We start from the raw sequence: 21644 nt of genomic DNA, 5'->3' as shown, positions 1-21644 counted from the left end.
TGAAAAATGAAAAAGCGCCGCTAAGCGGCGCTTTTTCTTTATAAAACTTGCTCTTCGGGCCGGAGGATCAAGCAACCGGCGTGGATGGCAACAAGGCTTGCAAAGCATCGTAACACGCCAGCACCGTTTCCATTTGCGCGGTGTGGCCTTTGACAAAAGCGCTGCCATAGATCGTCTCATCCGGATATTCGGTGATGAGCGTCAGCGGTACCGTATGGCGATCATCGACGCCGACAAGGCACGGGAAGCCGTTGATGATGCGGAAGCCCGTTTCGCCTGCATGTTGCTCGAAAAGCTTGATCTGGGCATTGTTATAGGCAACCAAGCCGTCAATGGCGGCCAGATGTTTCGTTACGCGGTCGATCAGTTCTTCCGCTTCCTTTTCCCAGGAGGCATGGTGGCGGATGATCAGGAAAAAGCCCTTCGGCAGCGTCCACATGGCGAAGGAACGCGGCACATAGCCGGAGAGCGGGCGCGTCCATTCATGCGACGGATAACCGTGCAGGTTGACGTGTAGTTTTGCGTCCGTCCGCTTTTCCGCCTCGACGCGAATGGCCTTTTCGTAAAGCCCCTCACCGCTGCGATATTCCAGATCGTCACCGAGCGCCGTATAACGCGCGGCGTGATGCATGTGATGCGGCTGAAGTGCGCAAAGCCGTTTGTGTATCTCGTATCCGTCAGGGTTTTCCTGCGGGGAGATTGTGAAATGCGCGCCTTCGCGCGCCGCAAGCCGGTTGGCTGCGCGCAACGCCCCGACAACACCCGTCGTCTCATTGGCATGCTGACCGGCGCTGATCATCATCGCGGCATCGCTGCCGTTGCGATACGTCGCGCGCACCGTTCTTCCAGAACGGGTTTTCGCTTCAAATGGCTCGCCGCCCAGTCTGGCGATTTCACGGCGGATCTGATCGGCGGAAAGCGGCGCTTGCGCCGTTTCCAGAACTTGCTCTGCCGTCAATGCATCATCGGTGGAAAGCGGTCGTGTTTCCACTTTGACGGAAGGTTCGGCATCGCGGAAGCGGACTTCCGGTACAATCTGGCCCGGTTGCAAGCCACGGTCGCCAACCGGGCGACCCGACTTTTTCTGAAAAACTTCCAGCAACGAGAAATAGATATCCTCGTGCATGGCTTCGGTGAGGCTCAGCGTCTCCTCATCATAAGGCAGGCGGCGGTCGGTGATTGGCAGGCTGACGGCGATGTTCAGCTCATCGAAATAGGGTTCGCCGCGCTTCCAGTCATGGGCGGCGATGGTCGAAACCGTGTCGTGAAAGAGCTTTTCATAGGATGTCTCATAGCGCGCGCTTTCGGTCTTGCCGTCCTGTGTGACCGTCAGCCAGCCGGTTGGCGAGACCAGCGTTTCGCCGATGAAATCCACATGCACGCGGTTGGGCGCGAAAACGCGATGACTTTGGCTATGGCCATCGGCGAAGACCAGATCGACTTCATAATGAAAATCGTCTTTGCCCGAAGCTGCGAAATTAACTTCCGCCTCTGGCAGAAGCGCCGACAAGGGGTAGGTTTCGAGCAGGAAACGGTTCTGTACGCAGGCCTCATGACGCGGATAGCGGATCACCGCCGACTTCAGAGCCGCGCCATCCACTTCCTCCAGAAAGAAATGCAGGAGCGGCTTGTAAGCCGAATGCAGCCGTGCCTCGACGCCTGCTTCACGCAACTTCGTTTCGGCGGCAAAGCGGCTTGGCTGATCATCGAACAGCCATGCTTCCACCGTCGCGCCGCGCATTTCCGGTTTTAGAAAGTGTTCGACGAGCGCATGAACGGTGCGCGGATAGGTTTTCTCAAAAAGCACTCTCATCGGGAAGTCCTGCCAGTTGGGTCGAGGCTGTCACGCAGCCAGTCGCCAAGAAGATTGAGACCAAGCACGGTGAAGAGAATGGCGAGGCCCGGGAAAATGCTCACCCACCATGCGGTCTGGAGATAGGTGCGACCGTCGGCCAGCATGCCGCCCCAGCTTGGAATGGTCGGATCAACACCGAGGCCGAGGAAGGTCAGGCTCGATTCCAGCAAAATATTGTTGGCCACATTGAGCGTCATCAGCACGATGACCGGACCGAGCAGGTTCGGCAGCAGATGCTGGAAGATGATGCGCCAATCCTTCACACCGATGGCGCGAGCGGACAGGATGAACTCACGCTCGCGCAGCGACAACACCGAGCCGCGCACCAGTCGCGCATATTGCACACATTGCGAGACGATCAGCAAAATGATGGTGTTGAACAATCCGCCGCCCAGAATGGCCATGACCGTGATGGCAAGCAGGATGAACGGCATGGCCAGCTGAACGTCGACAAAGCGCATCAGCGCCATGTCCCAGAAGCCGCGATAATAGCCGGCGACGAGACCCATGATGGTGCCGATAACCACAGAGCCGATCACCGAAACGAAACCGACAAACAGCGAAATCTTGCCGCCTGTGATAACCCGCGCCAGCACGTCACGACCCAGCGGATCGGTGCCGAAAACATGGGCGGGATTGACGAATGGCGGCGTCAGGCGCGCCAAGAGATCAATCTTGTTGGCGCCGCCCGGAAACAGATAGCCAGAGAAAATTACTGCCAGACAAATACAGCCGGTCAGCACGACGCCGACAATGAATTCGAGGCTCGCAAAACGCGAAAACAGAACGGATGAGGTTTTGGTTGTCATGGGTCCTACTCCGTGCGGATACGCGGATCGACAAGGCCATAGGCGATGTCCACGAGAAGATTGACGCCGATGATCAGCATGGAAAGGATCGCGATGGTGGCCTGCAGGACAGGATAATCGCGCCCGGCAACGGCGTCGAAGGCCAGCGTGCCCATGCCCGGCCAGTTAAACACGCGTTCCACAACGACGATACCGCCGAGAAGACCGCCAAACTGAAGGCCGAGATAGGTAATCAGCGGAATGGCGCAATTTCGCAGCGCATGCTTGTAGAGCACCTTGTTCTCGCTCAAACCCTTGGCGCGCGCCACCATGATATATTGCGATTGCAGCGTTTCCAGCATCGCCGTGCGCACAAGGCGGACATTGGTAGCGGTCAGGATGATGCCCATGGTGAGCGCGGGCATGATGAAGCTTGCAATGCCGCTCATGCCGCTTGGCGGCAGCCATTGCAGCGTGATGCCGAACAGCAGAACCAGCATGGTCGCCAGCCAGAAGTTCGGGAAGGACAGACCCACCAGCGAACAGATGCGGATGAGCTGATCTGCCCATTTTCCACGCGACACGGCGGCCTTGATGCCAAGTGGCACGGAAATCACGATGGATACGAACAGGGAGGCAAAGGCCAGCATCAGCGTGGCGGGCAGAGCGCCTGCTACAAGTGTTGAAACCGGCGTACCGCCAAGGAAACTGCGGCCCAAATCCATGGTGAACAGTCCTTTGAGGAACTGCCAGTATTGAACGAAGAACGGCTGGTTGAGGCCGAGACCTTCGCGGATGCGTGCGAGATCGGCTTCGGTGATGCTGCCAGCGCCTTGCGTCAGCATCAATGCCGGATCGCCTGTCAGGCGGACCGCGAAAGCGACAAGCAGCGTCATCGCGACAAGCACGAACAACGCCTGCAAAATTCGTTTGATCAGAAATCCGGCCACCAGTGCGCCTCCGAAATGCTGCGGCAAGCCGGTCATATCCGGCTTGCCGTATTGTCATTCTTGCTTACTCGACAGTGACGTCCGTCAAACGCAGACGGCTGTCAGGCACCGGCACGAAGTTCTTCACGCGCTTGTTGACGCTGAAGATTGCCTTGAGGTTGTAGAGCGGCATTTCCAGTGCGCGGTCGGCTGCGTAATGCGCGATTTCCTGCAGCAGCTTCTCACGTTCACCGCGATCAATAACCGAGCGCTGCGCTTCCAGCATCTTGTCGAGCTTTTCGTCCTTGTCGTACGGGTTCCACTTTTCGCCCGAATGGTACATGGAATAGGCGGTGTTATCGTAGTCGAAGGTCCAGCCGCCCCAGGCCTGCTGGAACATTGCGCCGGTCTTGCCCTGCGGGATGATATCGTTCAGCAGAACATTGGTGTCGTAAGGCTTGATGGTTGCATTGACGCCGACCATCTGCAGGAAGCTTGCGATGGCCTGCGCCACTTCATTGAAGCTTGCATCCTGACCGCGCACGTCGATCTGCACATTTGCGCCGGGCTGAACGCCCGCTTCTTCGAGCAGCTTCTTCGCGCCTTCCGGATCGTAAGGCAGCGGCTTCATGTTCGGGTCGAAACCGAAGGACAGCGAACCCTGGAAGCTTGCAATCGGCTCTGCCTGACCAGCCAGAATGGACTGGATGATCGCATCGCGGTCAACCGCCATCGTCAGCGCCTTGCGCACGCGCTCGTCCTTGGTGATGCCGTCAGCCGTGTTGAAACGCAGCGCATAGACCGTCGGGCCTGCCGTTGTGACGAGTTCCAGCTTCGGATCGCTCTGAATGGTGGGGATCATACCAATCGGAATGGTCGGTGGAATGACCAGATCGACGCGACCAGCCTGAAGTTCGGCAACAGCGGTCGAAGGCTCGGTGATGAAGCGGTATTCGAGTTCGGAGAGCTTTGGTGCGCCGCCCCAATGATCAGCAAAAGCCTCAAGCTTGATGTTGACCTTCGGCTCATAGGACACGAATTTGAACGGTCCGGTGCCGACCGGATGGGTGTTGAAATAGTCGTCGCCCTTTTCCTGAATATATTTCGGCGGAACGATCATGCCGCCATAACCAGCCAGCTTGGTGATGAGGACCGGGTCCGGCGCCTTCAGATGGAAATCGACAGTCTTGTCGTCGATGACTTCCACCTTTTCGATGGCGATATAGTTGGAACGCTGCGGGCCTTTCGCGCCCTCGTCACCGAGCAGGCGATCAAAGGTGAACTTGACGGCTTCGGCATTGAACGGCTCGCCATCGTGGAACTTGACGTTCTCACGCAGATGGAAGCGAATACGCTTGCCGTCGTCCAGCTCATCCCACGAGGTTGCAAGCGCCGGAACGATCTTGAGATCTGGACCGCGATAGACAAGACCGTCGAAAATGTTGGTAGCAACAGAAGCCCAGTTGACGAGGAAAGTGTCGATCGGATCCCAGCTGCCCGGGTCCTGCGGCGACGAAACGGTCAGCTTTCCGGCAGCCAAAGCCGGAGCAGATGCAAACACTGCCGCCGAGAAAGCGGAAGCCATGAGAACGGCTTTAAGTGTCTTCCTTATCATTGTTTTTTCCCCTTTGGGTTTCTGTTGAACTTTATGCGTCAGGCGGTTTCGGCCACGAAATGTCCAGCTGCGACCTCGCGATGGCGATAGATCGGCGGCTTGTCATCAATCCGGCGCGTCGTGCTTGGAATTTCACCTTCCAGCGCAGGCCGGTTGGTGCGCGCCGACGGATCGGCAATCGGCACCGCCGAGAGAAGCCGCTTCGTGTAGTCATGCGACGGTGTTTCAAAAACCTGCTGCCGTGAGCCGAGTTCCATGATCTGGCCAAGATAAAGAACCGCAACGCGATGGCTCATCTTTTCGACCACCGCCATGTCGTGGCTGATGAAGAGATAGGCCAGCCCCTGTTCTTTCTGCAGGTCCATGAACAGGTTGATAACCTGCGCCTGAATGGAAACATCAAGCGCCGACAGGGCTTCATCTGCGATGATCAACTTTGGCTTGGAGGCGAGCGCCCGCGCGATGCAGACGCGCTGGCGCTGACCGCCGGAAAACTCGTGCGGATAGCGCTTCGCGTGCTCCGGGCCGAGGCCAACCCGCTCCAGCAATTCCGCCACGCGCGCATTGATTGCCTTGTCATTGTCGAGAAGACCATGCGTACGGATGGGTTCTGCAATGGAAAAGCCAACCGTCTTGCGCGGGTCGAGCGATGCAAACGGGTCCTGGAAAATATACTGCACTTCGCGGCGCATGGCGTAGCGCTCGGCTGCGCTCATGGCCGAATAGGCCTTGCCGTTGAAACGGATATCGCCGGAAAGCGGCGTCTGCAATTGCTGGATGGTGCGCCCAATGGTCGATTTGCCGGAACCGGATTCACCGACCAGCGCCAGCGTTTCGCCTGGATAAATATCGAAGGCGACTTTCGAAACTGCGTTGCAGACATGGGTCACCTTGCCGAACAGGTTCTTCTTGATCGGAAAGCGCACGTAAAGATCGTCCACGGAAAGCAACGGCTTGTCGCTATAACGCGCCGTGTCCTGAATGCGCTCCTCACCCGTCAGAACAGGCACACCGTCGCGCATGGTCATAACCGGCATCCGCTTGGGAAAGGCTTCCCCCGTCATGCTGCCAAGCTTCGGCACTGCCGACAGCAGCGTCTTGGTATAGGCATGTTGCGGCTTCGAAAAAATCTGCCCGACCGGGCCCTCCTCGACCTTCTTGCCCTTCCACATGACGACCACGTCATCAGCCATTTCCGCCACCACGCCCATATCGTGCGTGATGAAAATAACCGCCATTTCAAGCTCTTGCTGCAAATCCCTGATAATGTGCAATATCTGGGCCTGAATGGTCACATCGAGCGCCGTCGTCGGCTCATCGGCAATCAGCAGTTTCGGGCGACAGGCAAGCGCCATGGCGATCATGACGCGCTGGCGCATACCGCCGGAAAGCTGATGCGGATAGCGCTTCATCAGACCTGCCGCATCGGGAAGTCGCACCATTTCGAGAAGCCGCGTCCCTTCGGCAAGCGCTGCCTGCTGGGTCATGCCCTCATGCAGCATCAGCACTTCGGATAGCTGGTTGCCGATGGTGAAAACCGGATTGAGCGACGTCATCGGCTCCTGGAAGATCATGGCGATCTCCTTGCCGCGAATGCCCCGCATTGTCTTCTGATCGGCCTTAAGCAGATCGCGTTCGCCAAACAAAATACGGCCGGACGGGAATTTCGCACCGCTCATATCGGCAAGCCGCATGATGGAAAGCGACGTGATGGACTTGCCCGAACCGGATTCGCCCACCACAGCCAGCGTGCGACCGGGATAGACCGAGAAGCTCAGATCGTCAACGACACGGCTCGCACCAAATTCGACACTGAGGCCATCGACGGTCAGCAGAGGTTTTGAAACTGGTTCGCTCAACTCGGTTCCGCTCAAACTTTCAACCCTCTTAAAGTGTGATGGCAGACCGCGTGGCCTGATTGAATGCACCGGACATGAAACGCAGAAGGGCAGCCACTTCGGAAAGCGTTTCTTCCGAAGGGCGCGCATTGGCGGTGGAATCGACCAGAAGCCGCTCGCGAATCTGCGCATAGCGCGCGCAGGCGTCCGCGCCCTTGGCGGTGATCTTCACCGTCTTTTCCTTTGCCGCCTTGCCCGTCGTCAGCAAGCCCGCATTTTCAAGCTTGCGAATGGCATAGGTGGCAATATGCGTGTCTTCAATGTCGAGAACGAGGCAGATATCGGCAAGCTTCTTCTCGCGATCACGATGGCGGATCGAATGGAGAATCAGCACTTCGATGGGAGACAGTCCCGGCAATCCCGCCGCAGCCATGCATCGAACCATCCAGCGCGAAAAGGCGTGCGATGCGAGAATGAGGCCGTATTCAACCTCGGACAGGCCGGGCGAACCGCCTTCAGCCAGATGCGCGGATGAGACAATGGGGCCGATCGAGGCAACCGGGCGCAAATGCTTGGGCAGCGTGACTTCATCGAAGCCAGCCTCCTGCATTTCGTCTCCGATGTTAGGCTCTTCCTCAGAAGCCTTATCTTTACCCATTTTGACGCTCCCGCTTTTATGTGAATTTTATGTCATCATCTTATCGACATTTTGTCAATAAAATGTGACTATCAATTTCAGAAGTGTTTTCAGAATACACAACTCAATGCATCTGGAATTTTGTGTGAGGGAGCCAGCGATGAGCGGAACGGGACGCGGAGTATGGGACTTCTGGATCGACCGCGGCGGTACGTTTACGGACGTTATCGGGCGGGATCCGCAGGGCCAGCTCCATGCACGCAAGGTTCTCTCCGAAAACCCGTCTGCCTATAAGGATGCCGCCGTTCACGGCATTCGTCTGCATCTGGGCCTCAAGACCGGCGAAGCTGTTCCCGCCGGAATCATCGGCGAAGTTCGCATGGGCACCACGGTCGCGACCAATGCGCTTCTGGAGCGTAAGGGCGAGCGGCTGGCCCTTGTCACCACCAAGGGTTTTCGCGATGCGCTGCGCATTGGCTATCAGGAGCGCAAGAACATCTTTGCGACCGAAATCATCAAGCCGGAAGCGCTTTATGAAAAGGTCGTGGAGCTGCACGAACGCGTTCAGGCAGACGGCACAGTTGAAGCGGCGCTCGATCCCTCCGAGGCCGAAGCTGCACTGGTTGCATTGAAGGAACAAGGCTACAAATCCGTCGCCATCGCCCTCATGCATGCTTATAAGTTTCCCGCGCATGAGGCTGAAATTGCTCGCATTGCACGCGGTCTCGACTTCGAGCAGGTTTCTGTCAGTCACGAAGTTTCGCCGCTGATCAAGCTGGTCGGGCGTGGCGACACGACGGTCGTTGATGCCTATCTGTCGCCGGTTCTTCGCCGTTATGTTGCGCAAGTATCCAATGAGCTGGATGTCGAGCGCACCGGCGCGCGCGTCATGTTCATGATGTCATCGGGTGGTCTCACGGCAGCCGATCTGTTTCAGGGCAAGGATGCCATCCTGTCCGGCCCGGCAGGCGGCGTTGTCGGCCTCGCCCGTACCGGCGAAACGGCAGGCTTCCCGAAAGTCATCGGCTTTGACATGGGCGGCACCTCCACGGACGTCGCGCATTTCGATGGCGAATATGAACGGGCCTTCGAAACGGAAGTTGCCGGGGTGCGCGTGCGTGCGCCCATGATGCTGATCCACACCGTTGCCGCAGGCGGCGGCTCGATCCTGCATTACGATGCCGGACGTTTCCGCGTCGGCCCGGATTCGGCAGGCGCCAATCCCGGCCCGGCCTGCTACCGCAATGGCGGACCGCTCGCCGTCACCGACGCCAATGTCATGCTGGGTAAGCTGTTGCCGGAATTTTTCCCGCCGATCTTCGGTCCCGAACAGAACCAGCCGCTCGATGTGGAACGAGTGCGTGAACTCTTTACCGCGCTCGCAGCCGAGATTGGCGATGGCCGTTCGCCAGAAGCAGTTGCCGACGGCTTCATCCGCATTGCGGTCGCCAATATGGTCGAGGCTATTAAGAAAATTTCCGTCCAGCGCGGCTATGATGTGACGCGCTATGCGCTCAACTGCTTTGGCGGCGCGGGTGGTCAGCACGCCTGTCTCGTCGCTGATGCGCTTGGCATGAAGAATATTCTTCTTCATCCGATGTCCGGCCTGCTTTCCGCCTATGGCATGGGTCTGGCCGATATTCGTGCCACCCGTCAAAAGGCGCTCGGCGTCGCGCTCGATCCGGCTGCCCCCGCTGCCCTGAAGGAGCTGGGTGAAGAACTGGCGCAGGAATGCGTTGCCGAACTTCTGACCCAGGGTATCGAGGCCGCAGCCGTGCAGCGTCATCTGCGCGCCCACATCCGCTATGCGGGCACAGACACTGTGCTCTCCATTGAGGCCACCTTCCCCGCTGAGGACAATACCAACCGTCTTCGCGCCGAGTTCGAGGCGGCCCATAAGCGACGTTTCGGCTTCATTGCTGAGAACAAGGCTCTCGTTATCGATGCCGTGGAAGTCGAAGCCGTTGGCGGTGGTGCAGGCGAGACCGAAAGCGCCCAATCGCTCGACAGCGATCTGGAGGCTGAAACCGCCAAGCGGACCCGCTTCTTCTCGCAAGGCGCGTTGCACGATGCGGGCGTGGTCCTACGCGAGCAGATGCAGCGCGGCCAGACTGTAACCGGCCCGGCGATCATCATTGAGAAAAACCAGACTATCGTTATCGAAGATGGCTGGCAGGCCCGCCTGACCGCCCATGACCACGTGGTGCTGACGCGCATCAAGGCGCTGCCCGTGCGCACGGCCATTGGTACCGAAGCCGATCCTGTCATGCTGGAGATTTTCAACAATCTCTTCATGTCCATTGCCGAGCAGATGGGTGTGACGCTTCAGAACACCGCCTATTCAGTGAACATCAAGGAACGTCTGGACTTTTCCTGCGCGGTTTTCGACGCAGCAGGCAATCTTGTTGCCAATGCGCCGCATATGCCGGTGCATCTCGGTTCCATGGACGCATCGGTTGCCACCGCCATCCGCGAAAACAGCGACATCAAGCAGGGCGATGTGTTCCTCATCAACGCGCCTTATAATGGCGGCACCCATCTGCCCGACCTCACTGTCTGCACGCCGGTTTTCGATGACGATAATCGCGAAATCCGCTTCTGGGTCGCAAGCCGTGGCCACCATGCGGATATTGGCGGCATTGCTCCGGGCTCCATGTCGCCGCTTGCTGTCAATATCGAACAGGAAGGCGTCTATATCGACAATTTCAAGCTGGTGGATCGCGGCACCTTCCGTGAAGAGGCGCTCGCCGCTCTGCTGACTGGCGCCACCTACCCTGTCCGTAACCTGACGCAGAACGTCAACGATCTGAAGGCGCAGATCGCCGCCAACGAAAAGGGCGTTGCCGAACTGAAGAAGATGATCGGTCTTTTCGGCGAGGATGTCGTGAAAGCCTATATGGGCCATGTTCAGGACAACGCCGCCGAAAGCGTGCGCCGCGTGCTCGACAAGCTGCCGGACGGTCACTTCACCTATGAGATGGATCAGGGCTGCGAGATCGAGGTGCGCGTCACCATCGACAAGGAAAAGCGTGAAGCGACCGTCGATTTCACCGGCACGTCTGAGCAGCGTTCCGACAACTTCAATGCGCCGGAACCAGTCACCCGCGCGGCTGTGCTCTATGTCTTCCGCGTGCTGGTCGAAGGCGACATTCCGATGAATGCGGGCTGCCTGCGACCAATCAGGATCGTTGTGCCGGAAGGTTCAATGCTCTCGCCGCAATATCCGGCGGCAGTCGTGGCAGGCAATGTCGAGGTCAGCCAGGCCGTTACCAACTGCCTGTTCGGCGCGACCAAGGCGATGGCCGCCGCACAAGGCACCATGAACAATCTGACCTTCGGCAATGACGAGTATCAGTATTACGAAACCATCTGTTCCGGCGCGCCCGCCGGTCTTGGCTTCAACGGTGCCGATGCCGTGCACACACATATGACCAATTCGCGCTTGACCGATCCGGAAATTCTGGAAACCCGCTTCCCCGTCTTGCTGGAAGATTTCCATATTCGCGAAAATTCCGGCGGAAAGGGCAAATGGTATGCTGGCGACGGCACCAAGCGCACGATCCGCGCATTGAAGACGCTGGAATTCGCCATTCTTTCCGGCCATCGCCGCGTAGCGCCGTTCGGTCTGGAAGGCGGCGAGGCCGGTCAGACCGGCCGCAACGAAGTGCGCCGTAAGGACGGTTCGGTCGATGTGCTCGGCAATTGTGACCAGACTGTTCTGGAAGCAGGTGAAGCCTTCACCGTCATCACGCCGACCGGCGGCGGTTTTGGCAAGCCGGAGTAAATCGTTCTCCTAATCAGCCGTTTCATCTAAAAGTGAACCGCCGCCAGCTAAAATTCTGGCGGCGTTTTACGTTCCGACGTAGCAAAATCGCCCCACGGATAAGTGGCTAGCGAACGCTTTTTCCGCCCTTCCGATCCACACCGGAAAATGTTAGAATTATTCACCCAAATTATTCCAATAATTAGGAACACATCCTAATAATTATGCCTTAATGGTCGTTTTGGACGCATCTTTAGAATTAAATTTCTGCGATCAATAGAACATCAACCAGTTCACGGATACCGAAAATGAAATTCGCTCAGATCATCGCTACCGCAGGCATCATTCAGGCAGCTCTCTTCACCGGCGCAATGGCTGGAGAAAATCTCGACGCCATCAAGTCGGCGGGCGTTCTGAAGATCGGCACCGAAGGCACCTATGCGCCTTTCACCTATCACGACAAGGACAACAAGCTCGTCGGCTTCGACGTGGAAATCGGTGAAGCCGTGGCTGCCAAGCTCGGCGTCAAGCCGGAATTCGTCGAAGGCAAGTGGGACGGCCTGATCGCCGGTCTCGACGTCAACCGTTATGATGCCGTCATCAATCAGGTTGGCATCACCGAAGAGCGCAAGAAGAAGTTCAACTTCTCCAACCCTTATATCGTTTCCAAGGTTGTTCTGATCGTCAACGACAACAACGACACGATCAAGGATTTTGCCGATCTGAAGGGCAAGAAGTCGGCACAGTCGCTCACCAGCAACTACGGCAAAATCGCCAAGGAAGCCGGTGCGGAACTCGTGGCCACCGACGGTTTCGATCAGTCGATCCAGCTGGTTCTGACGGGCCGCGCTGATGCGACGCTCAATGACAGCCTGTCCTTCCTGGACTTCAAGAAGCATCAGCCGAAGGCTCCGGTCAAGATCGTGGCCGAGAAGGAAAACGCTGACGCTTCGGGCATCATCGTTCGCAAGGGCGACGACGATCTCGTTGCAGCGATCAACAAGGCGCTGGATGACATCAAGGCCGACGGCACCTACGACAAGATCGCACAGAAGTATTTCGGTCAGGACGTTTCCAAGTAAGCTCCTGAGCGCCGGAAATAGAGAAGCCGGAACGGGATTCCGGCTTCTTTTTTGTGTATGTAGAAATTTATTCCCAATAAATTTTCAAGTTCGCTTTCCATAAACTGTATAAGATGAGTGAACGTACCTTTCCGGTGCCTGATCATCTCGGTTTGAACCGACACTGCTTTTCGTTCAAAGGAGCCGAACCCGGTGCCTGACTGGCTACAACTCATGATCGAGTCGCTACCGACCCTTCTCTGGGCGGGGCTGATCTTCACCATTCCGTTGACCTTGCTATCCTTCATCTTTGGTCTGGCGCTGGCTCTTTTGACAGCGCTCGTCCGGCTTTTCGCTCCGGTCTGGCTTTCGTCGATTGCGCGCTTCTATGTCTGGATATTCCGTGGCACGCCGCTGCTGGTGCAGCTTTTCGTGATCTTCTATGGCTTGCCGAGTATGGGCATCTATCTCGATGCATTCCCGGCGGCGCTTATCGGCTTCACGTTGAATGTCGGCGCCTATAGTTCGGAAATTATCCGGGCAGTGATCTCATCGGTGCCCAAGGGCCAATGGGAAGCCGCCTATTCCATCGGCATGAGCTGGCGTCAGGCATTGATCCGCACCGTGTTGCCGCAGGCGACCAGAATCGCCGTGCCACCGCTTTCCAACACGTTCATTTCACTTGTGAAAGATACGTCGCTCGCCGCCGCAATCACCGTGCCGGAGCTTTTCCAGTCGGCACAGCGCATCGTCGCCACGACCTACGAACCGCTGATCCTCTATATCGAAGCCGCGCTGATCTATCTGGCGCTGAGTTCGATTCTGTCTGCCCTTCAGGTACGGCTTGAGCGACGCTTCGGGCGTTATGGCGGCACGCTGGAGACAAACGCATGATCGAGCTGAAACACATCGTAAAGCGTTTTGACGACGCTGTGATCCTGAACGACATCAATGTCACCATCTCTGAAGGCTCGGTGACAGCTCTCGTCGGCCCGTCAGGCGGCGGCAAGAGCACGCTTCTGCGCTGCATCAACCTGCTTGAAGTGCCCACGTCCGGCAGTCTGTCGCTGGGTGGGCAGACGCTGACGTTTGAGCCGGGACGTAAGCCAAGCTGGCAGGCGATCCAGTCCATCCGCCGCCAGACCGGCATGGTGTTCCAGAATTTCCAGCTGTTCCCACATCAGACGGCGATCCAGAATGTCATGGAAAGCCTTGTCACCGTGTTGAAATGGCCAAAGGCCAAGGCCCGCGAACGCGCCATGGAGCTGTTGCAGAAAGTTGGCATGGCGCATAAGGCCGACGCCTGGCCGTCGACCCTGTCCGGCGGACAGCAACAGCGCATCGCGATTGCCCGCGCTCTGGCGCCTTCGCCCCGCGTGTTGTTGTGCGACGAACCCACCTCGGCGCTTGATCCGGAACTCGCCTCGGAAGTGGTGGATGTGCTGAGCAAGCTTGCCAAGGAAGGCACGACGATGGTGATCGCCACCCACGATCTGCGCCTCGCCTCCAAGATTTCGCAGAATGTGGTGTTTCTGGAATCAGGCAATATTGTCGAAACCGGCTCTGCACACGATGTTTTCACGCGCCCGTCCCGTGAGCGCACCAAGCAGTTTGTGGCGACCATCAACGCCGCGCATAGTTACGATATCTGACCGACCATTTTGTCTTTCAGGAAAGGGCTTTCGCATTTGCGAAAGCCCTTTCGTTTTTTGCCTTATCGCAATTCATACGATCTTTTCGAAATTTTCCGCCGAGTCTCACCGGCCTGCCCCTTGGTAAAAGAGAAAACCGCTGTTACATTAAGGGCAACGTAATAAATCAAGCGTCCTGCTTGCGTCCTTTTGGTTCGCGCGGCGCTTATAAGGATCAGTACCTTGAAAAACCCCGAGGAGCGCCCCGTAGAAAAGGCGCAACAAGGGGCGTCCGGCGGACAATCGGGAAATGCTCAAGCCCGGAATCCGTCGACTAACGGCAAGCGCAAACCGCGCAAGGAAGCCGTTGCAGAAGCCGGGAATGTGCGTAGCGCACCCGATTCAGGACGCCCAAAGCCGCAAAGTGAAGCGGATGACAAGGGTTCCGGCAGCCAGCGGAAGCGTGCGCGCCGTCGTCACCGTGGCAAAGCGGCACGGCGACCGGAAGCGGCTGTTGCGCAGAAAGCTGCTGAAGATACCACTCTTCTGGAAGCCAAGTCCCCCGGCAAAATTTCGAATCGCCGCAGGCGCGCCCGCAAGAAGAAGCAGGCGCAGCAGCAGAACAATGCCGCACCGCGGACAGCCGAAAATACCGCCAAAAGTGCGCACGAAACGCCGCGTCGTGACAATCACGCGCAAGCATCGTCGCATGCCAAGCGGAAAAACGGCGCTGCGCAGCCGCCACGACACAACCACGCCGAAGCACCGCTTTACGCAGCGCTTGATCTTGGCACGAACAATTGCCGCTTGCTGGTCGCATCGCCGACCCGGCCGGGGCAGTTCCGCGTCGTGGATGCGTTTTCGCGGATCGTACGCCTTGGCGAAGGGCTGAGTGCTACCGGCAGATTGAGCGACAACGCCATGCAGCGCGCTATCGAAGCACTCAAGATCTGCCGCGACAAGCTGGCCGGCAAGAAGATCCGCCGTTCGCGCCTGATCGCGACCGAGGCTTGCCGTGCGGCTTCGAACGGCGAGGAGTTTCTGGAGCGGGTGCGCGAAGAAACCGGGCTTGAACTGGAAATCGTCGATCGCCAGACAGAAGCGCGCCTTGCCGTTTCCGGCTGCGGAACACTGGTTGCACGCGAAACCGAAGCGGTCGTTCTGTTCGATATCGGTGGCGGTTCCTCTGAAATCGCGCTGATCGACGTTTCGCAGCGTCGGTCTCCGCGTCTTGCCGAACATATCATGGCATGGACCTCCCTGCCCGTGGGCGTCGTGACGCTTGCCGAGCGTTTCGGTGGACGCAATGTCACGCAGGAAAGTTTCGAGGCGATGGTTGATCACGTGACCGAGCTTCTGTCCAGCTTTGCCGAACGGCACTGCCTTGGCCAGCTCGCTACAAGCCCGCGTTTCCATTTGCTCGGCACATCCGGTACGGTTACCACGCTGGCGGGTATTCATCTGGGGCTCGAACGCTATGACCGTCGCCGCGTCGATGGCATGTGGATGGGCTCGGAAGACGTGACGCAGATGACGAGCCGCCTTCTGTCCTGGGATTTCGACGCGCGCGTTGCAAATCCTTGCATCGGTGCAGACAGGGCCGATCTGGTGCTTGCAGGCTGCGCCATTCTCGATGCCATCCGCAAGGTCTGGCCAAGCGAAAAACTTCTGGTGGCGGATCGCGGCTTGCGTGAAGGCATCCTGACCGAACTAATGTCGCGCGACGGCGCATGGCGGCACAATCGCGCGCAATTGCGCCAATAAATGCGCTGTTGGCGCTAGAACAGGCAACTGAAAATGAGCAAAGCAGGCGGAAACAAGGGCGGCACGAAGACGGGCGCCAAAACTGGTGGGCGCGGTGGTGCAGGCACCAGCAATCTGCACGTGCGCGTGAAGAAAAAGGCTGGCACGATCAAGGAATCGTCGCGTCGCTGGCTGCTGCGTCACCTGAATGACCCCTATGTGCACAAGTCCAAGCAGGACGGCTATCGCTCGCGCGCGGCCTACAAGCTGATCGAAATCAACGATCGCTATGATCTGCTCAAGAAGGGCCAGAAGATCATCGATCTTGGTGCCGCACCGGGCGGCTGGTCGCAGATTGCAGCCAAGATTGTCGGCTCCACCGATGAAGACCCGCATGTTGTCGGCATCGACTATCTACATGTCGATCCATTGCCGGGCGTCACCCTGCTGGAGATGGATTTTCTCGACGATGAAGCGCCACAGAAACTGATGGAAGCGCTTGGCGACAAGCCCGATCTCGTTATTTCGGATATGGCTGCGCCGACCACCGGCCACCGCCGCACCGACCATCTGCGCACGGTACACCTATGCGAAGTGGCGGCTGAATTTGCGGTCGCGGTGCTCAAGCCCGGCGGTCACTTCCTGACCAAGACTTTTCAGGGCGGCACGGAAAATGAGCTTCTGGCCATGCTGAAGCAGAAGTTCCGCTCCGTGCACCACGTCAAACCGCCCGCATCGCGTGCGGAATCAGTCGAGCTTTATCTGCTCGCACGTGATTTCAAAGGCTAGCAATGCAAGATAGGAGCCAATCGGCTCCTATTTTATTCTCCAGCTGTGGAGTTAACCGGCTTGACGACGACCGTCGTCTTGCCCTTCTGGCGAGCGGCGGAAGGTTCGGACAGTTCGTGACCGGCATCGGGCGAAAGCCGCGCGAACCAGAAGAATGCGACAACTGACACCAGGGCCACGACAATAAAGCCAACATGAAAGTCGACCAGGGCCAGCGGTGCACCCCGCACGCCGCTGCTGATTTCCAGCACGCCGCCTGCAAGGGCAACGCCAATCGCCAATGAGACCTGTTGCGCAACGGCGGTGATCGGCGTCGCCTGACTGGTCTTTTCATCCGGTATTTCGGCATAGGCCAGCGCGTTGACGCCAGTGAAGAACAGCGACCGCGCAAAGCCGCCGACCAGCAGGAAGCCGAGGATGATCCAGATCGGCGTCATGGGCGTGAACAGGCTGTTGACCGCGATGAAGCCCGCCGAAATGATCGAGCCCGACATCAAGGCGCGCCGGAAGCCGATCTTCGCGAAAATCCGCTTCGCGCCAAACTTCATGCTGATCGCGCCGATGGCTGAAACGAAGGTTATCATGCCCGACTGAAACGGCGTGAAGCCGAAGCCAAGCTGAAACATCAGCGGCAGTAGAAATGGAATTGCGCCGATGCCAAAGCGGAAAATACTGCCCCCCAACACGGCCGACCGGAAAACCTGATTGTCGAACAGCCGAAGATCAAGCAGCGGGTCGGCACCGCGGCGGGCATGGATGATATAAAGTACCGAACTGACCAGACCGACCGCCACCGTCACGAAACCGATAGCGGGCGGCAGTGCAGGCAGGCTGACCACAGACAGGCCGAAGACCACGCCGGACATGGCAATGCCGGACAAAAAGAAGCCGGGCCAGTCGAGACGCTTGACGATGCGCTCGTCATTATCCGGCAAAAAGCGCGTGGCAAACCAGATACCAATAGCGCCGATGGGCACATTAATCAGGAATATCCAATGCCATGTGAGAAAGGTCGTGATGAAACCACCAACCGGTGGCCCGACCAACGGGCCAACCATAGCGGGGATCGTCAGCCACGCCATGGCGGAGACGAGTTCGCTGCGTGGTGTCGAGCGCACCAGCACAAGACGTCCAACCGGCGTCATCATGGCACCGCCCATGCCCTGCAAGAAGCGCGAAACGACAAAGGCAGTCAGTGAGTTGGCGGCTGCACAGGCAATCGAGCCGACGACGAAGACGGCGATTGCGGCCCGGAAAACATTTTTGGCACCGAACCGGTCGGCCATCCAGCCGCTGATCGGAATGAAAACCGCCAGCGCGACCAGATAGGCCGTCAGAGCGAGCTTGAGAGCAATCGGACTAGTGCCAATGTCGGCGGCAATCGCTGGCAAAGATGTCGAAATGACATTCGAATCCATCTGCTCCATGAAAAGAGCAATTGCCAGCACAAGTGGAATGATGCGGTTCACGGTGAATTTCCGAATAGGCCGTGCTTTTTCAAAAAGCTTACCAAAAGCTATGTCGTGCTTATAGGTAGATTGCTAGCCATTTTTTTCTCACATTGTGGTGACTTAGGCCCTGTTTCATCGATTTATCGGCTCAAAAGCCCTTCATTCAGCGTCCAGTTGAACAAAACACACCCATTTCTCACGACAGATTTCAATCGTTCACAATTGTGTAAAGCGGGGTTGCACATGCCGTAACGGACTGTTACATTCGGTAACAGTTTCACGAAGCTTCGAGTCTGGAATGGGTGGTCCCGGCTCAAGGAGGTAGGAAATGAACGATATTACGAGAACTGCACTAGTTTATGGCATGATGATCATTTCGCTGAACACGGCGCTTGCGATCGGTCTATTGGGACTGGATTTCCTGCACTAGGTTGGCCGCCCGATGAGGCTTGGCCAGTGTTTATGATGATCGCCTATCGAGTTTGATTTTGCCCTCCAGGCAAATTATGAAAAAGAGCGCTTCCGATTTATCGGAAGCGCTCTTTTCGTTTTGACTCGGTCTCTCAGGGCCGCAACCCTGGGCCCAACCGGGAAACCAGCCCAAGGGCTGATCTCCGCTATGGTTGATTGTATTCTACAGAATCCGTCCCTGACTAGTCGGATCGAAGAACACCGACTTGTCGAGATTGAAGGCAAGGCGTGAAGCTTGGCCTGCAACGATGCGCGCATCGGCGCGCAAGCGGGCAACCACATGCTTGCCGCCAAGGCGCGTCACCGCGAATGTATCCGATCCTGCCGGTTCGACCACATCGATCAGGCAGTCGCCTTCCACAACCGCGCCCGCATTGCGATCCGCGCCGTCGGGATCAGTCAAAGCTTCCGGACGGATGCCGAAAACAACCTGCTTGCCCACATAGTCTCCAAGAGCTTGCGGTGCGTTCTTCAACGGAAGTGTCAATGCCTGCCCGTCACCACGATCAAGCGAGATTGCATAATCCGAGCCATTCTTCTCGACAGCGACCGTCAGCAGGTTCATCGCTGGCGACCCCATGAAGTCCGCCACGAACATGTTGGACGGGTTGTTGTAGATCTCCGCAGGCGTACCGAACTGCTGCAAGACACCATCTTTCAGCACAGCAATCTTGGTCGCCAGTGTCATGGCCTCGATCTGATCGTGCGTCACATAGACGATAGTTGTCTTCATGCGACTGTGCAGGCGCTTAATTTCGGTGCGCATATCCACGCGCAGCTTCGCGTCGAGGTTCGACAGCGGCTCATCGAACAGGAAGACCTGCGGATTGCGCACAAGCGCACGGCCCATCGCGACACGCTGGCGCTGACCGCCGGAAAGCTGGCTCGGTTTGCGGTCGAGCAGATGGCCGATCTGCAGCATATCAGCCACTTCCTGAATGGCCTTGTCCCGCTCCGGCTTGGGGACTTTACGAATTTCCATGCCGAAAGCGATATTCCCGGCAACCGTCATGTTCGGATAAAGCGCATAGGACTGAAAGACCATGGCGATATCGCGCTGCGACGGATGCAGACCGGAAACCGACTTGCCTTTGATGGCAATGTCACCGGATGTGATCGGCTCGAGACCGGCAATCGTGTTGAGCAGTGTGGATTTGCCGCAGCCAGATGGGCCGACGAGGACCAGAAAGCCGCCTTCCTCAATCTCGATATTGATGTTTTTCAGGATCGAGACAGTGCCGTAGGACTTGTAGAGATCGGTAATTTTCAAAAACGACATAGTGAACTTATCCCTTGACGGCGCCGGACATCAGACCGCGCACAAAGTAGCGGCCGGACACGATATAGACGATCAGCGTGGGCAGAGCGGCCAGAATGGCGGCTGCGAAATGAACGTTATATTCCTTGACGCCTGTGGAAGAGGAAACGAGGTTGTTGAGCGCCACCGTCATTGGCGTGGAATTCGCGCCGGAGAAGGATGCGCCGAACAGGAAGTCGTTCCAGATATTGGTGAACTGCCAGATCACGGACACGACGATGATGGGCCCAGACGACGGCAGCAGAATGCGCCAGAAAATCTGGAAGAAACTTGCCCCGTCAATCTGCGCAGCGCGCACCAGCTCGGTCGGGAATGCTTCGTAATAATTACGGAAATAGAGCGTCGTGAAGCCCAGACCGTAAATGACGTGCACCATGATGAGGCCCCAGATCGTTCCGGCGATGCCGAAAAGTCCGAGCATGCGCGCCATGGGGATCAGCACGATCTGGAACGGAATGAAGCATGACAGCAGCAGCAGGCCGAAGAAGATATTCGATCCACGGAAGCGCCATTTGGTCAGTACATAGCCATTCAGCGCGCCGATAATGGTGGAGATTGCCACTGCGGGCACCACCATTAGAATGGAGTTGATGAAGAACGGCTTCAGGCCGGTAGGCTGCACGCCGATCTGCGCCGTCGACCATGCCGAAAGCCATGGCGCGATGGTCCATTGCTGCGGCAGGTTCAACATGCCGCCCTGACGGATTTCTTCCAGCGGCTTGAATGAGTTGACCAGCATCACATAGAGCGGCAACAGATAGTAGATGGCGAAGAGCAGAAGCGCGGTATAGATCAGCGCGCGCGTCAGCTTACCGCTGTTGATGGCGTTATCTTGCGACTGGGCGCTCATGACCGCGACCCTCCGCGAATTTCCGAATAGAGATAGGGAATAATGATCGAGAAGATCATCGCCAGCATGACAATCGCCGACGAAGCGCCGATACCCATCTGGTTACGGGTGAACGTATAGGAATACATGAATGTCGCCGGGAGTTCAGTCGCCTGTCCCGGTCCGCCGCCGGTCAGCGCGATAACAAGATCGTAGGCCTTGATCGCCAGATGGGCCAGCACCACGAAGGCCGACAGGAAAACCGGGCGCATCAAGGGAATGATGATGCGGCGATAGATCGTCCCGGTTGAAGCCCCGTCAATCTGGGCTGCCTTGATGATTTCATTGTCGACGCCGCGCAATCCCGCAAGGAACATGGCCATCACAAAACCCGATGATTGCCAGACGGCGGCAATCACCAGACAGTAGATCGCCATGGTGTTGCTCTTGATCCAGCCGAAAGTGAAGCTTTCCCAGCCCCACAGATGCATGGTGTTTTCAAGCCCGATACCCGGATCGAGAAACCACTTCCATGCCGTGCCTGTCACAATAAAGGACAGAGCCATCGGATAAAGATAGATCGGACGCAAAAAGCCTTCGCCGCGGATCTTCTGGTCGAGCAGTATGGCCAGAAACAGGCCGATCACCGAACAGATGATGATGTAGAGCGACGCGAAGATCGCCAGATTGGTGATCGCCCGCCACCAATGCGGCAGCGCCCAGAGTTTCTCATAATTGGACAATCCCACGAAGCCGTAGGATGGCAGCATGCGGCTGTTGGTCAGCGAAAGCACACCAGTATAAATGATAAACCCGTAGACGAAGACGAGGACGATCAGGAAGCTTGGAGCCAAGACCAGCTTGGGGATGAATTCCTGCAATCGGCTGTTACGCTGCATATTTGCGCCACCCAGTTTGCGCCGCTC

General features: G+C 57.4%; 16 protein-coding genes. 6 read left to right on the top strand and 10 right to left on the bottom strand.

Annotation, left to right across the window (positions count from 1 at the left end):
* Positions 1-67 precede the first annotated feature (67 nt).
* The 6 genes from FHW03_RS06100 to FHW03_RS06075 form a co-directional block, all read right to left on the bottom strand.
* Positions 68-1813 carry a peptidase M14 gene (locus FHW03_RS06100; protein ID WP_182519809.1) on the bottom strand — a complete coding sequence of 582 codons (1746 nt, stop codon included), beginning with the start codon at positions 1811-1813 and terminating at the stop codon, positions 68-70.
* The gene (locus FHW03_RS06095; RefSeq protein ID WP_182519808.1) at positions 1810-2664 is read right to left on the bottom strand and encodes an ABC transporter permease; all 855 of its coding nucleotides are present in this window, start codon (positions 2662-2664) and stop codon (positions 1810-1812) included. Before FHW03_RS06095 ends, FHW03_RS06100 begins: the two co-directional genes overlap by 4 nt.
* Positions 2665-2669: 5 nt before the next feature.
* The gene (locus tag FHW03_RS06090; RefSeq protein WP_113533509.1) at positions 2670-3593 is read right to left on the bottom strand and encodes an ABC transporter permease; all 924 of its coding nucleotides are present in this window, start codon (positions 3591-3593) and stop codon (positions 2670-2672) included.
* A 64-nt stretch (positions 3594-3657) separates the two neighbouring features.
* On the bottom strand, positions 3658-5187 hold the full coding sequence (locus FHW03_RS06085; RefSeq protein ID WP_182519807.1) for an ABC transporter substrate-binding protein: 1530 nt from the start codon (positions 5185-5187) through the stop codon (positions 3658-3660).
* 38 nt (positions 5188-5225) lie between these two features.
* Entirely contained in the window at positions 5226-7061 is a 1836-nt protein-coding gene (locus tag FHW03_RS06080) for an ABC transporter ATP-binding protein (protein WP_182519806.1), read from the bottom strand.
* A 13-nt stretch (positions 7062-7074) separates the two neighbouring features.
* Positions 7075-7683 carry a winged helix DNA-binding protein gene (locus FHW03_RS06075; RefSeq protein WP_182519805.1) on the bottom strand — a complete coding sequence of 203 codons (609 nt, stop codon included), beginning with the start codon at positions 7681-7683 and terminating at the stop codon, positions 7075-7077.
* 139 nt (positions 7684-7822) lie between these two features.
* On the opposite strand from FHW03_RS06075, the gene FHW03_RS06070 reads away from it, so the two are divergent.
* The 6 genes from FHW03_RS06070 (at position 7823) to FHW03_RS06045 (ending at position 16649) form a co-directional block, all read left to right on the top strand.
* On the top strand, positions 7823-11446 hold the full coding sequence (locus FHW03_RS06070) for a hydantoinase B/oxoprolinase family protein (protein ID WP_182519804.1): 3624 nt from the start codon (positions 7823-7825) through the stop codon (positions 11444-11446).
* A 287-nt stretch (positions 11447-11733) separates the two neighbouring features.
* Positions 11734-12507, top strand: a complete 774-nt coding sequence (locus FHW03_RS06065; protein ID WP_182519803.1) for an amino acid ABC transporter substrate-binding protein — start codon at positions 11734-11736, stop codon at positions 12505-12507.
* 192 nt (positions 12508-12699) lie between these two features.
* The gene (locus tag FHW03_RS06060; RefSeq protein ID WP_078336826.1) at positions 12700-13380 is read left to right on the top strand and encodes an amino acid ABC transporter permease; all 681 of its coding nucleotides are present in this window, start codon (positions 12700-12702) and stop codon (positions 13378-13380) included.
* The gene (locus tag FHW03_RS06055) at positions 13377-14138 is read left to right on the top strand and encodes an amino acid ABC transporter ATP-binding protein (protein WP_078336825.1); all 762 of its coding nucleotides are present in this window, start codon (positions 13377-13379) and stop codon (positions 14136-14138) included. The genes FHW03_RS06060 and FHW03_RS06055 overlap by 4 nt, the downstream gene beginning before the upstream one ends.
* Before the next feature lie 222 nt (positions 14139-14360).
* Positions 14361-15881 (top strand): Ppx/GppA phosphatase family protein, encoded by a 1521-nt coding sequence (locus tag FHW03_RS06050; RefSeq protein ID WP_182519802.1) that lies wholly within the window; start codon positions 14361-14363, stop codon positions 15879-15881.
* A 33-nt stretch (positions 15882-15914) separates the two neighbouring features.
* On the top strand, positions 15915-16649 hold the full coding sequence (locus tag FHW03_RS06045) for an RlmE family RNA methyltransferase (RefSeq protein ID WP_182519801.1): 735 nt from the start codon (positions 15915-15917) through the stop codon (positions 16647-16649).
* A 32-nt stretch (positions 16650-16681) separates the two neighbouring features.
* On the opposite strand, the gene FHW03_RS06040 is transcribed toward FHW03_RS06045, so the two are convergent.
* From FHW03_RS06040 to FHW03_RS06025, 4 genes are all read right to left on the bottom strand, one after another.
* Positions 16682-18118: a DHA2 family efflux MFS transporter permease subunit gene (locus tag FHW03_RS06040; protein ID WP_182519800.1), complete on the bottom strand. Its 1437-nt coding sequence runs from the start codon at positions 18116-18118 to the stop codon at positions 16682-16684.
* Between the two features lie 616 nt (positions 18119-18734).
* The gene (locus FHW03_RS06035) at positions 18735-19850 is read right to left on the bottom strand and encodes a sn-glycerol-3-phosphate ABC transporter ATP-binding protein UgpC (RefSeq protein WP_182519799.1); all 1116 of its coding nucleotides are present in this window, start codon (positions 19848-19850) and stop codon (positions 18735-18737) included.
* Between the two features lie 7 nt (positions 19851-19857).
* Positions 19858-20739, bottom strand: coding sequence for a carbohydrate ABC transporter permease (locus FHW03_RS06030; RefSeq protein WP_182519798.1), 882 nt, complete (start codon positions 20737-20739; stop codon positions 19858-19860).
* On the bottom strand, positions 20736-21617 hold the full coding sequence (locus FHW03_RS06025; RefSeq protein ID WP_182519797.1) for a carbohydrate ABC transporter permease: 882 nt from the start codon (positions 21615-21617) through the stop codon (positions 20736-20738). Before FHW03_RS06025 ends, FHW03_RS06030 begins: the two co-directional genes overlap by 4 nt.
* Positions 21618-21644 lie beyond the last annotated feature (27 nt).

Source organism: Ochrobactrum sp. RH2CCR150 (assembly GCA_014138095.1).
Classification (GTDB): domain Bacteria; phylum Pseudomonadota; class Alphaproteobacteria; order Rhizobiales; family Rhizobiaceae; genus Brucella; species Brucella gambitense.
This window is presented reverse-complemented; position numbering and strand designations above follow the sequence as displayed.